Below are 10,868 nucleotides of genomic sequence, written 5' to 3' on the forward strand. Positions count from 1 at the left end.
TTGAGGATGACTGTAATGAGTGAACAACACGTTGACACGGGGCGCCGTCGCTTTCTGACGGTAGCTACCAGCGCGGTTGGTGGTGTGGCAGCGGCTGGTGTGGCCGTGCCGTTTTTGATGAGCTTTGCACCTTCCGAGCGTGCAAAGGCAGCGGGTGCGCCGGTTGAAGTAGATATCAGCAAGCTGGAAGCCGGTCAGAAGATCAACGTCGAGTGGCGCGGCAAGCCGGTATGGGTACTGTCCCGTACGCCGGAACAGCTGAAGAACCTCGCGACAATCGAGGGTGATCTGCTGGATCCGAAGTCCGAATCGCCAGAGCAACCGGCGTACTGCAAGAATGCAACCCGCTCCATCAAGCCGGAGATCCTGGTTGCCGTCGGTATCTGTACGCACCTCGGCTGTTCTCCGACCCATCGCCCGGACATCGCGCCGGCCGACCTGGGTCCAAAGTGGGTTGGCGGTTTCTACTGCCCGTGCCACGGTTCCAAGTTTGACCTGGCTGCACGCGTATACAACGGTGTACCGGCGCCAAAGAATATGGAAATCCCGCCGCACAAATACCTGTCCGACACCCAGTTGCTGATCGGCGACGACAAATAAGCAGGGGGAGAACTGAATGAGCAAGGGACAACAAGTGCTTAACTGGATCGACGAGCGTTTCCCGCTGTCGTCGATGCTGAAAGAGCACGTTACCGAGTACTACGCACCGAAGAACTTCAACTTCTGGTACTTCTTCGGCTCGCTGGCATTGCTGGTTCTGGTTATCCAGATCGTTACCGGCATTTTCCTGACCATGAACTACAAACCGGATGGCACGCTGAATGGTGCCGGTATCCCGGTGGCGTTTGCATCGGTCGAATACATCATGCGTGATGTGGCGGGTGGCTGGGTAATCCGTTATATGCACTCTACCGGCGCCTCCATGTTCTTCGTGGTGGTGTATCTGCACATGTTCCGTGGCCTGATCTACGGTTCCTACAAGCAGCCGCGCGAACTGGTATGGGTATTCGGCACGCTGATCTTCCTGGTGCTGATGGCCGAGGCCTTCATGGGCTATCTGCTGCCTTGGGGCCAGATGTCGTTCTGGGGTGCGCAGGTGATCGTGAACCTGTTTGCTTCCATCCCGGTTATCGGTCCGGACCTGGCAGTGTTCATCCGTGGTGACTTCGTCGTTGGCGATGCCACCCTGAACCGCTTCTTTGCCCTGCACGTGATTGCAGTACCGCTGATCCTGCTGGCACTGGTGGTTGCCCACCTGATCGCCCTGCACGAAGTTGGCTCCAACAACCCTGACGGCGTCGAAATCAAGAAGCTGAAAGGCGAAGATGGCAAGCCGCTGGATGGTATTCCGTTCCATCCTTACTACACCGTCAAGGATGTACTGGGCGTAGCTGTGTTCCTGATCGTGTTCTCCGCGATCGTGTTCTTCGCACCGGAAATGGGCGGCTACTTCCTCGAGAAGCCGAACTTTGACCAGGCTGACCCGCTGAAGACCCCGGCTCACATTGCACCGGTATGGTACTTCACCCCGTTCTACGCGATTCTGCGTGCGGTGCCGTCTTTTGCCGGTACCCAGGTATGGGGCGTGCTGGCCATGGGTGCGGCGGTAGTACTGATCGCCTTCCTGCCGTGGCTGGACAAGTCGCCGGTTAAATCCATCCGTTATCGCGGTCCGAAGTTCAAGATGATGCTGGTGCTGTTCATCATCTCCTTCATCGGTCTGGGTATCCTGGGTGCCTTGCCGTCGACCAACCTGCGTACTGTGGTTGCTCAGTTGCTGTCGATTATCTACTTCGCCTTCTTCCTGGGCATGCCGTTCTACACCAAGAACGATGTAGGCAGTGTTCCGGTTCCGGATCGTGTAACCATGAGCACTCCGGCTCGCCAGATGCGTTTCCTGATTCTGGTTGCCGTAGCGTTGATCGGTTCCATCCTGTTTGCGAAGTTCATCTAATCGAGAGGACGCTATGAAAAAGACTATCCGTAGTTTGCTTGCGGCGGCCGCTCTTGCCCTGCCGATGGCTTCGGCCATCGCAGCAGGTCCGGCACTGGATCTGGAGCCGGCTCCGATCAATATCAAGGACACCGAAAGCCTGCAACGTGGTGCCCAGATCTTCGTCAACAACTGCTTGTCCTGCCACTCGGCCAGCGCCATGCGCTACAACCGTCTGCAAGACATCGGTCTGACTGAAGATCAGATCAAGAACAACCTGCTGCTGGCTGGCGACAAGATTGGCGATACCATGGATATCGCCATGAACAAGAAAGACGGCAAGGTGTGGTTTGGTGCCACCCCGCCAGATCTTTCGGTAATCGCCCGCTCGCGTGGTGCTGACTACCTGTACGGTTACCTGCGCGGTTTCTACCGTGATCAGAGCCGTCCGACCGGCTGGAACAACCTGGTGTTCGACAAGGTTGGTATGCCACACATCATGTGGCACTGGCAGGGTGAGCAGGTTCTCGAGACCCACAAGGGTGCCGATGGCCACGAAACCAAGAAGCTGGTACTGGTCAAGCCGGGCTCCATGACCAAGCTGGAAAACGGCAAGGCCGATACGCGCGAGTTTGACCAGCGCATGGCCGACCTGACCAATTTCATGGTGTATATGGCTGAACCTACCCAAGTCAAGCGTCATCAGATCGGTTATATCGTTCTGCTGTTCCTGACTGCCTTGTTGCTGCCACTGGCCTACTTCCTGAAGAAGGAATACTGGAAAGACATTCATTAATGTCTGATGGCAGTAAAAGAGAGAAGCGGCAGAAATGCCGCTTTTTTCTTTTGTATCAAAGACTTATGCATTTATTTTGGCAATTGCCATGCTGTTGGTGATAAAATTGCCTGTTAATTGATCAATTCAGTACAGGATGTCGCTTCATCATGATGACTCTTTACTCTGGAACTACCTGCCCGTTCAGCCAGCGTTGCCGTATCGTGTTGTTTGAAAAAGGGATGGATTTCGAAATCATCGATGTGGATATCCACAACAAGCCGGAAGATCTGGCGGTGATGAATCCGTACAACGAAGTGCCGGTACTGGTCGAGCGCGACCTGATCCTGCACGAGTCCAACATCATCAACGAGTACATCGACGAGCGTTTCCCGCATCCGCAGCTGATGCCGGCTGATCCGGTGATGCGCGCCCGTGCCCGTCTGTTCCTGTATCGCTTCGAGCAGGAACTGTTCGTACACGTCAAGGCGCTGGAGTCCGGTGCCAGTGGCAAGGAAGCCACCAAGGCGCGTGAAGGCATCCGTGATGGTCTGGTGATGATTGCGCCGGTATTTGCCAAGCAGAAGTTCATGCTGGGTGACGATTTCTCCATGATCGACGTGGCGATTGCACCGCTGATGTGGCGTCTGGAGCATTACGGCATTGATCTGGGCAAGAGCGCGGCGCCTATCCTGAAGTACGCCGAACGCCTGTTCCAGCGCCAGTCCTTCATCGACTCGCTGACCCCGGCTGAAAAAGCCATGCGCAAGTGACAGGAGATTGCCCGTGTCCAGTACCAAGCCTTATCTGATTCGTGCCCTGCATCAGTGGTGCACCGATAACGGGCATACCCCATATCTCGTGGTGCATGTGGATGGCAATACCACGGTGCCGATGCCTTTCGTCAAGGATGGCGAAATTGTGTTGAATACCAGCTACGGTGCCACCAAAGGACTGCAGATCGAGAACGACTGGATTTCGTTTTCGGCGCGCTTCGGTGGTGTCAGCCACGATTTGTGGATTCCGGTGAGTAATGTCCTGTCGATTTTCTCGCGCGAGACCGGCGAGGGCATGGGTTTCGAGCTGGAACCGTTTGGCGGTGCTGCACAGCCGGAAGCCGTCACGCCGGCTGAGCCACAGGACTTGCCGCCTGATGACAAGCCGCCGTCACGCAGCCATTTGCGCATCGTGAAATGAAAAAAAGCCCGAATCATCGATTCGGGCTTTTTTGCGGCCAACGTTGGCCGCACAGGGATTTACTCGACACGCTCGCCGTGCAGGGCAACATCCAGGCCTTCGCGTTCTTCTTCTTCGCTGACGCGCAGGCCGATAACGGCATCAATGATCTTCAGCAGGATGTAGGTCACGATGGCGCAGTACACGGCAGTCACTACCGCACCCAGGGTCTGGGTCATCAGATTGCCTTCCACCCCGCCGATTTCCTTGACGGCAAAGACGCCGGTGAGGATGGCGCCGACAAAGCCGCCCACACCGTGTACACCAAAGGCATCAAGCGAATCATCGTATTTGAGCATGTGCTTCAGTGTGGTAGCACTCCAGTAGCAGATCACGCCGGCGATCAGGCCAATAGCCAGTGCGCCTTTGGCATCGACGAAACCTGCCGCCGGGGTGATGGCAACCAGGCCGGCAACTGCACCGGAAACCAGACCCAGCAGGGATGGCTTACCTTTGGCAGCCCATTCGGCGATCATCCATGCCATGGCAGCCATACCGGTTGCTACTTGAGTTGCCACCATAGCCATGGCGGCACGACCATCGGCAGCGACGGCAGAGCCGGCGTTGAAGCCGAACCAGCCCACCCAAAGCATGGCGGCGCCCACCATGGTCAGCACCAGGTTGTGCGGTGCCATCGCCTCGCGGCCATAACCGATACGCTTGCCCAGTACCAGTGCGGCCACCAGACCGGCTACGCCAGCGTTGATGTGGACGACGGTACCACCGGCAAAGTCCAGTACGCCATGATCAACCATCCAGCCGCCAGGGCCCCAGACCCAATGGGCAACCGGTACGTAAACCAGCAGGGACCAGATCGCCATGAACACCATCATGGCAGAGAACTTCATGCGCTCGGCGAAGGCACCAGCAATCAGGGCAGGTGTGATGATGGCAAACGTCATCTGGAACATCATGAACACGCCTTCAGGGATGGTCGGCGCCAGTGGGTTGACCGTCAGTTTGCCTTCATCCTTCAGGAACAGCATGCCGTCGAGGAATAGACGATCAAAGCCGCCGATCAGCGAATTGCCCGGCATGAAGGCCAGACTGTAGCCGGCGATAGCCCAGATCACGGTCATCATGGCGCAGATGGCAAAGCTCTGCATCAGGGTGGACAGTACGTTTTTCTTGCGCACCATGCCGGCATAGAACAGCGCGAGGCCAGGAATGGTCATGAACAGTACCAATGCCACCGAAGTCATCATCCATGCGGTATCACCGCTATTGATGGTGCTGGTTTCAACCAGTTGCGAGCCATCGGCCCAGGCCGGGCTCGCCAGTAGTGCAGGAAGAATCGAATATTTGGCAATGCGTCCAAGCATGATGTTCTCCTTGTTGTCAGACGGCATCTGCGCCGGTTTCGCCAGTCCGGATACGGACAATCTGTTCCAGGTCCATGACAAAAATCTTGCCGTCACCGATCTTGCCGGTGCGGGCAGCCTGCTCGATGGCTTCAACGACCTGATCCAGCAGCTCGTTGGCGATGGCGATCTCGAGTTTTACTTTCGGCAGAAAGTCCACGACATACTCGGCACCGCGATACAGCTCGGTATGGCCTTTCTGGCGACCAAAGCCTTTCACCTCGGTAACGGTGATACCTTGTACACCAATGGCAGAGAGAGCTTCCCTTACTTCGTCAAGCTTGAAGGGTTTGATGATGGCGCTAACCAGTTTCATGGCAAATTCCTCGTGACGGGTTGATGTGCGACGAGCTTCGCTATGCATGATCCGTGCCAATTGTTAAAAATCTTTGTACAACAAGCTTTTGGCGTATCGCTGTGCCACAATGCCACGCAATTTGGCTGGTAGTCGGTATCGCCATGTTACGAATTGGTGCATTGCCGCAAGGCGGGGAAATAGGCTTTTTGCTACACTCAGTATTGTCCTGAAATGACATAGTCAAGGAGTTGTCATGTTGAGCCAGAAGCTATTCGATGAAATCAGCAACAAGATCAGCGAAACCATCGCCGCCAGCCCGGCCAAAGATATCGAGAAAAACGTGAAAGCCATGATGGCCGCCACGTTTACCAAGATGGATCTGGTAACGCGCGAAGAATTTGATGTACAGCAGGAAGTGCTGGCCAGAACACGCGAACAGCTGACCCTGCTGGAGCAGCGTCTGCAGGCGCTGGAGGCTGCGGCCAACCCTGAAGCCGCCAGTCAAGAACCGCAGATCTGATGCCATGCTGGCGGTCTGCACGAGTCGGGCTCTTTATGGTCTGATGTCGCCTCAGGTTTTTGTCGAGGCGCATCTGGCTAACGGTTTGCCGGCATTTACACTGGTTGGCTTGCCTGACGTCGAAGTCAAGGAGAGCCGTGAGCGCGTGCGGGCCGCTATTTTGCAATCGGGTTTCGAGTTTCCGGCGCGGCGGATTACGATCAACTTGGCGCCGGCAGACTTGCCGAAAGAATCAGGGCGCTTTGATTTGCCGATTGCCGTGGCCCTGTTGGCGGCAGCCGGTCAGCTGCCCATCGCGGCGCTGGATGACGTCGAGCTTGCTGGTGAGTTGGGGCTGGATGGGCGTTTGCGTCCGGTAAGAGGTGCATTGGCAATGGTCAGTGCAGCCCGGGGTAGCGGCAAATCATTTATCTTGCCCCGAATCAGTGCATCGGAAGCAGCCTTGGTGCATGGGGTGCAGATTTATGCCGCAGATACCTTGTGTGAGGTCTGTGCCCATCTGGCGGGCTTGAAGCAGCTTGATTTGATAACGGCGATGCAAGCTGGCCAGCGTGATATCGAATATCCGGACCTGAGTGAGGTGAGGGGGCAGGGGGCTGCCAAACTGGCGCTGGAAATTGCAGCGGCAGGCGGGCATAACTTGTTGATGTCCGGTCCGCCCGGGACGGGCAAGTCGATGCTTGCCCAGCGTATGCCGGGCTTGTTGCCGACGATGACGGTAGGCGAGGCGCTGGAAAGTGCGGCGGTGCAATCTTTGGCCAGCCAAGGCTTTGCGATGTCGTACTGGGGCACGCGGCCATTTCGCTCGCCGCACCACACGGCATCGGCTGTTGCGATGGTCGGAGGTGGCTCTGATCCGCGACCGGGTGAGATCAGTCTTGCTCACCATGGCGTGCTCTTTCTGGATGAGCTGCCCGAGTACGATCGCAAAGTACTTGAAGTATTGCGTGAGCCACTGGAGAACGGGGAGATCCATATCGCCAGGGCGACACGACAGGTTTGTTTTCCGGCGCGTTTTCAGTTGTTGGCCGCAATGAATCCATGTCCCTGTGGATATCATGGCCATCCCAGAAAGGTGTGTCGCTGCAGTGTAGATCAGGTCCGAAAGTACCGGTCGCGTCTGTCTGGCCCCTTGCTGGACAGGTTTGACCTGATGGTTGAGGTCAGTGCCTTGTCGCTGGATGAATTGCAGACTTTGCCCAAGGGTGAGTCGAGTGCGGCGGTGAGGGAACGGGTAGAAATGGCAAAGGAGCGCCAGCTGCAGCGGCAAAGTTGTCGCAATGCGGATCTTGCCGCGGCCGAGCTTGAGGCCTGTTGCCCTTTGGCCGAGGCTGACAGGCAGTGGCTGAATCAGACGCTGGAGAAGCTGGAGTTATCGGCCAGGGCATATTTTCGGATTTTACGGGTGGCAAGAACGCTGGCTGATCTGCAAGGATTGGCTTATCCTGCTCGCTTGCATTTGCTTCAGGCTGTTCAGTTACGTCGAGGCTTGTTACAGCTTGAAAGCTGAGTGGTGTTTCATTATTTATTGCTGTCAATTTAGTGGGTTTCATGGGTAATCGTGACTTGAAACATGCCAGAAGTACATCTCGCCAGCCAGCCAAGAGCGGTGGCGGCATGATGGCTGGCGTGTTGGTTGGTTTGATTCTGGGGGTTGGTTTGCTGGGTGGCGCTGCCTTTTATATGTATGGTGGGCAAACGCCGTTTTTTGGCAGTCGACCTGAGGCAGTCAGCAAGCCTGACGTCGCAGCTTCTGCTACTGCGGAAGAGTTGTTGGCACCGGGCACTCGTCTGGCTACGACAGAGCCGGTGCCGGTGGTCGTGCCACCAAAAGCCACCATCAATTCCGCACCGGTTGCCAAAGCACCGCAGGATGATGAACAGCGATTCGATTTCTACAAGATCTTGCCCGGGCAGGTAGAGGCGGTGCCAACCGAGGCGCCGGTCACCCAGAAAGCATCGACGTTCCGCATGTATCTGCAAGCGGGTGCCTTCAATAACGAGGGCGATGCCGACAATATGAAAGCCAAATTGGCGCTGATGGGCGTCGAGTCAGCTATCCAGTCCAGTGATGTGCCGGATAAGGGCTTGCTGCACCGTGTGCGTATCGGCCCGTTCGATACCAGCGTTAATCTGGAGCCCTTGCGTCAACGTTTGAAGCAAGATGGTATTGACGTGGCAATCGTCAAAGTTCCTGCCAACCCTTGATGGGATTTCACATGAAGAAGTGGTTACTCGCTGTTCTGCTGTTTTCTTCGGCGGCTGCCAATGCAGCGCTGGTTGAAGGTCGTGATTACGTCAAACTGGCCAAGCCGCAGCCATCGTCCGTTGCTGGCAAGGTTGAGGTTATCGAGTTCTTCTCTTACACCTGCATCCATTGCTATAACCTTGAACCTAGCCTGGAAGTCTGGAGCAAAAAGTTACCAGCCAATGTCCAGTTCCGTCGTGAGCAGATTGTCTGGAACAAACCGATGGAAGGCTTTGCCCGACTGTATGCTGCGGCCAACCTGACCAAGACGATGGATAAGCTGCATCGCCCGGCTTTTGAGGCAGTGGTGAAGCAGAAAATCAATCTGGCTGATGAGGCTGTGTTGAAGACCTGGCTTGAAAAGCAGCCAGGTATCAATGTGAATGCCTTCATGCAGTCATACAAATCGTTTGGTATCAATGCCAAGGTGGCACAGGCTACCAAGATGACTCGTGATTATGAGGTGCAAGGCACGCCAGCGATTGTCGTGGGTGGCAAGTATATGGCCCAGCCTGCCGAGCCGGCGCGCCTGCTGCAGGTGGTGGACGAGCTGGTGCAAATGGTTGCCAAAGGCAAGTAAAACAAAGCAAGTCAGACAAAGGTCATCTGCGGATGGCCTTTGTTTATTGGGGGTTACATGGATTGGATCATTCTTGCCCAGGCATTATTGCTGGGTATTGTCGAAGGCCTGACCGAGTTCTTGCCGGTATCAAGTACCGGCCACCTGATCGTGATCGGCGATCTCATCGGTTTTCATAACGATGGCAAGGTGTTTGAAGTAGCAGTCCAGTTGGGTGCCATTCTGGCAGTGCTGTTCGAGTACCGGCAGCGTTTTACCAGTGTGGTCAGTGGCTTGTTCTCAGATGCCAAGGCGCAGCGTTTCGTGATGAATCTGTTCGTGGCATTTTTGCCGGCGGCGGTCGTTGGCCTGTTGTTTATCAAGCAGATCAAACTTTACTTCTTTAATCCGGTCAGTGTCGCGAGTGCGCTGGTGATTGGCGGTATTGTCATACTGCTGGCCGAGCGACGCGAGGCCAAGCCTCGCATTCACAGTGTTGACGAGATTCGCTGGCAGGATGCCTTGAAGGTGGGCTGTGCACAGATTATTGCGATGATTCCGGGGACATCCCGTTCCGGGGCGACCATTATCGGCGGTATCTTTATTGGCCTCGAGCGCAAGGTGGCGGCGGAGTTCTCGTTCTTCTTGGCCGTGCCGACCATGTTTGCGGCGACCTTCTATGACCTCTACAAGCATCGTGATCTGCTGACGATGGCCGAAGTACCTATGTTTGCTGTCGGCTTTGTGGCAGCCTTCATCAGCGCCTTGCTGGCGGTAAGAACGCTGGTACGCTTTGTTGCCAATCACACTTACGAGGTTTTTGCCTGGTACCGTATCGTTTTCGGTTTGATCATTCTGGCAACCTGGTACTTTGGTTGGGTAATTTGGAATTAATGCTTGACGAAGAATAATCTGTCGTATAATATTTGTCTCCTCTGTCGCGGGATGGAGCAGTCTGGTAGCTCGTCGGGCTCATAACCCGAAGGTCGTAGGTTCAAATCCTGCTCCCGCAACCAAATTCCAGTCATCAGTAGTACTGGTGGCAATGACAAGCGTCAGGTCAATAAACAGACGCGGGATGGAGCAGTCTGGTAGCTCGTCGGGCTCATAACCCGAAGGTCGTAGGTTCAAATCCTGCTCCCGCAACCACATATAAACCCCTAATTTAATTGAAAAATTAGATCAGGGGTTTTGTGCTTTCTAGGTCTGTGAAACTGTCACAAATCTGCTTTGTGACAGATCTGTGCCAGTTTTGGGCTGTTTTCTGTGACAGCGCGATCAGTGAATCGACCTTTGGGCACGTCACGCTAGGTTGCTATCTATCGTTGTCAAGCCCCGACCTGCGTCATGTACTTTAAGTGCTGCTATTTTCCAGACGGGCTGCATTTTCTCAGGACTTTTTGGTCTCTGTGACAGTGCTAACTGTCACAGGAAAATGAGCCAAAAGCCGCGCCTGGGCTAGCTTGGACTGCCCCGGCTCCTGTAGGCAATCCTGCCCTATGATTTGGACTGCCCCGGCTCCTGTAGGCAATCCTTCCCTATGATTTGAGCATAGGAGGATGTCCATGAGCACACAGCGCTTCACCCCTGAATTCAAAGAAGAAGCCGTCAAGCAGGTCACTGAGCGCGGCTACTCTGTGGCCGAAGTTTCCGCCCGGCTTGGGGTTTCCAGCCACAGCCTGTACAAATGGGTGAAAGCAGTCAGCCCAGATAACTCGGAGAAACAGGCTGCCGAACTGATCGAGGCCAAAAGCGAAATCCTTCGCCTGAAGGCGCAACTGCGTCGCACAGAAGAAGAGCGAGATATTCTAAAAAATGTATGGTCTGCCCCGATTCTGCAAACAGTTTTTGTACATGACAGAAGAACGTTTTGCGTCAATGTATTCGGCCTACGATTGGAAGCAGTACTTCCGGCCTTGATGGAATCCGCGCGCTCCT

At 55.3% G+C, this 10,868-nt stretch carries 13 protein-coding genes and 2 tRNA genes; 13 read left to right on the top strand and 2 right to left on the bottom strand.

Annotated elements, in window-relative coordinates:
* Positions 1 to 15: 15 nt before the first annotated feature.
* The 5 genes from petA to ACZ9W6_RS15665 all read left to right on the top strand — a co-directional run bounded on the left by petA (position 16) and on the right by ACZ9W6_RS15665 (position 3,905).
* Positions 16 to 600: a ubiquinol-cytochrome c reductase iron-sulfur subunit gene (petA, locus tag ACZ9W6_RS15645; RefSeq protein WP_465192108.1), complete on the top strand. Its 585-nt coding sequence runs from the start codon at positions 16 to 18 to the stop codon at positions 598 to 600.
* Between the two features lie 16 nt (positions 601 to 616).
* Positions 617 to 1,954 carry a cytochrome b gene (locus ACZ9W6_RS15650; protein ID WP_465192109.1) on the top strand — a complete coding sequence of 446 codons (1,338 nt, stop codon included), beginning with the start codon at positions 617 to 619 and terminating at the stop codon, positions 1,952 to 1,954.
* Positions 1,955 to 1,967: 13 nt separating this feature from the next.
* A complete protein-coding gene (locus tag ACZ9W6_RS15655) occupies positions 1,968 to 2,729 on the top strand; it encodes a cytochrome c1 (protein ID WP_465192110.1) in 762 nt (253 codons plus the stop codon).
* A gap of 149 nt (positions 2,730 to 2,878) precedes the next feature.
* Positions 2,879 to 3,481: a glutathione S-transferase N-terminal domain-containing protein gene (locus ACZ9W6_RS15660; RefSeq protein ID WP_465192111.1), complete on the top strand. Its 603-nt coding sequence runs from the start codon at positions 2,879 to 2,881 to the stop codon at positions 3,479 to 3,481.
* 13 nt (positions 3,482 to 3,494) lie between these two features.
* Entirely contained in the window at positions 3,495 to 3,905 is a 411-nt protein-coding gene (locus ACZ9W6_RS15665) for a ClpXP protease specificity-enhancing factor (protein WP_465192112.1), read from the top strand.
* Between the two features lie 59 nt (positions 3,906 to 3,964).
* Here ACZ9W6_RS15665 and ACZ9W6_RS15670 read toward each other — a convergent pair whose 3' ends face one another.
* Both ACZ9W6_RS15670 and glnK read right to left on the bottom strand, forming a co-directional pair.
* Complete coding sequence (locus tag ACZ9W6_RS15670) at positions 3,965 to 5,266, bottom strand: ammonium transporter (protein WP_465192113.1); 1,302 nt, start codon at positions 5,264 to 5,266, stop codon at positions 3,965 to 3,967.
* Positions 5,267 to 5,282: 16 nt separating this feature from the next.
* The gene (gene glnK, locus ACZ9W6_RS15675) at positions 5,283 to 5,621 is read right to left on the bottom strand and encodes a P-II family nitrogen regulator (RefSeq protein ID WP_465192114.1); all 339 of its coding nucleotides are present in this window, start codon (positions 5,619 to 5,621) and stop codon (positions 5,283 to 5,285) included.
* 235 nt (positions 5,622 to 5,856) lie between these two features.
* Between glnK and ACZ9W6_RS15680 the strand changes: the two genes are divergently transcribed.
* The 8 genes from ACZ9W6_RS15680 to ACZ9W6_RS15715 form a co-directional block, all read left to right on the top strand.
* Complete coding sequence (locus ACZ9W6_RS15680; protein WP_465192115.1) at positions 5,857 to 6,123, top strand: accessory factor UbiK family protein; 267 nt, start codon at positions 5,857 to 5,859, stop codon at positions 6,121 to 6,123.
* Between the two features lie 4 nt (positions 6,124 to 6,127).
* The gene (locus ACZ9W6_RS15685) at positions 6,128 to 7,633 is read left to right on the top strand and encodes a YifB family Mg chelatase-like AAA ATPase (RefSeq protein ID WP_465192116.1); all 1,506 of its coding nucleotides are present in this window, start codon (positions 6,128 to 6,130) and stop codon (positions 7,631 to 7,633) included.
* Between the two features lie 41 nt (positions 7,634 to 7,674).
* Entirely contained in the window at positions 7,675 to 8,331 is a 657-nt protein-coding gene (locus ACZ9W6_RS15690; protein ID WP_465192117.1) for an SPOR domain-containing protein, read from the top strand.
* Between the two features lie 11 nt (positions 8,332 to 8,342).
* Entirely contained in the window at positions 8,343 to 8,951 is a 609-nt protein-coding gene (locus ACZ9W6_RS15695) for a thiol:disulfide interchange protein DsbA/DsbL (protein ID WP_465192119.1), read from the top strand.
* A 57-nt stretch (positions 8,952 to 9,008) separates the two neighbouring features.
* Positions 9,009 to 9,824, top strand: coding sequence for an undecaprenyl-diphosphate phosphatase (locus ACZ9W6_RS15700; RefSeq protein WP_465192120.1), 816 nt, complete (start codon positions 9,009 to 9,011; stop codon positions 9,822 to 9,824).
* Between the two features lie 45 nt (positions 9,825 to 9,869).
* Positions 9,870 to 9,946 (top strand) — tRNA-Met (locus ACZ9W6_RS15705).
* Positions 9,947 to 10,002: 56 nt separating this feature from the next.
* Positions 10,003 to 10,079: transfer RNA gene (locus ACZ9W6_RS15710), tRNA-Met, on the top strand.
* Between the two features lie 416 nt (positions 10,080 to 10,495).
* Positions 10,496 to 10,868 (top strand): transposase (locus tag ACZ9W6_RS15715; RefSeq protein WP_465192121.1); only part of this gene is annotated, 373 nt, incomplete at its 3' end.

It is taken from the genome of Vogesella lacus, from assembly GCF_979366295.1.

Bases quoted from the DNA above. Each gene is read 5' to 3' on its own strand.
- petA (WP_465192108.1), top strand. From the start codon at position 16: ATGAGTGAACAACACGTTGACACGGGGCGCCGTCGCTTTCTGACGGTA.
- ACZ9W6_RS15655 (WP_465192110.1), top strand. From the start codon at position 1,968: ATGAAAAAGACTATCCGTAGTTTGCTTGCGGCGGCCGCTCTTGCCCTG.
- ACZ9W6_RS15660 (WP_465192111.1), top strand. From the start codon at position 2,879: ATGATGACTCTTTACTCTGGAACTACCTGCCCGTTCAGCCAGCGTTGC.
- ACZ9W6_RS15695 (WP_465192119.1), top strand. From the start codon at position 8,343: ATGAAGAAGTGGTTACTCGCTGTTCTGCTGTTTTCTTCGGCGGCTGCC.
- ACZ9W6_RS15680 (WP_465192115.1), top strand. From the start codon at position 5,857: ATGTTGAGCCAGAAGCTATTCGATGAAATCAGCAACAAGATCAGCGAA.
- glnK (WP_465192114.1), bottom strand. From the start codon at position 5,621: ATGAAACTGGTTAGCGCCATCATCAAACCCTTCAAGCTTGACGAAGTA.
- ACZ9W6_RS15690 (WP_465192117.1), top strand. From the start codon at position 7,675: ATGGGTAATCGTGACTTGAAACATGCCAGAAGTACATCTCGCCAGCCA.
- ACZ9W6_RS15670 (WP_465192113.1), bottom strand. From the start codon at position 5,266: ATGCTTGGACGCATTGCCAAATATTCGATTCTTCCTGCACTACTGGCG.
- ACZ9W6_RS15700 (WP_465192120.1), top strand. From the start codon at position 9,009: ATGGATTGGATCATTCTTGCCCAGGCATTATTGCTGGGTATTGTCGAA.
- ACZ9W6_RS15650 (WP_465192109.1), top strand. From the start codon at position 617: ATGAGCAAGGGACAACAAGTGCTTAACTGGATCGACGAGCGTTTCCCG.
- ACZ9W6_RS15685 (WP_465192116.1), top strand. From the start codon at position 6,128: ATGCTGGCGGTCTGCACGAGTCGGGCTCTTTATGGTCTGATGTCGCCT.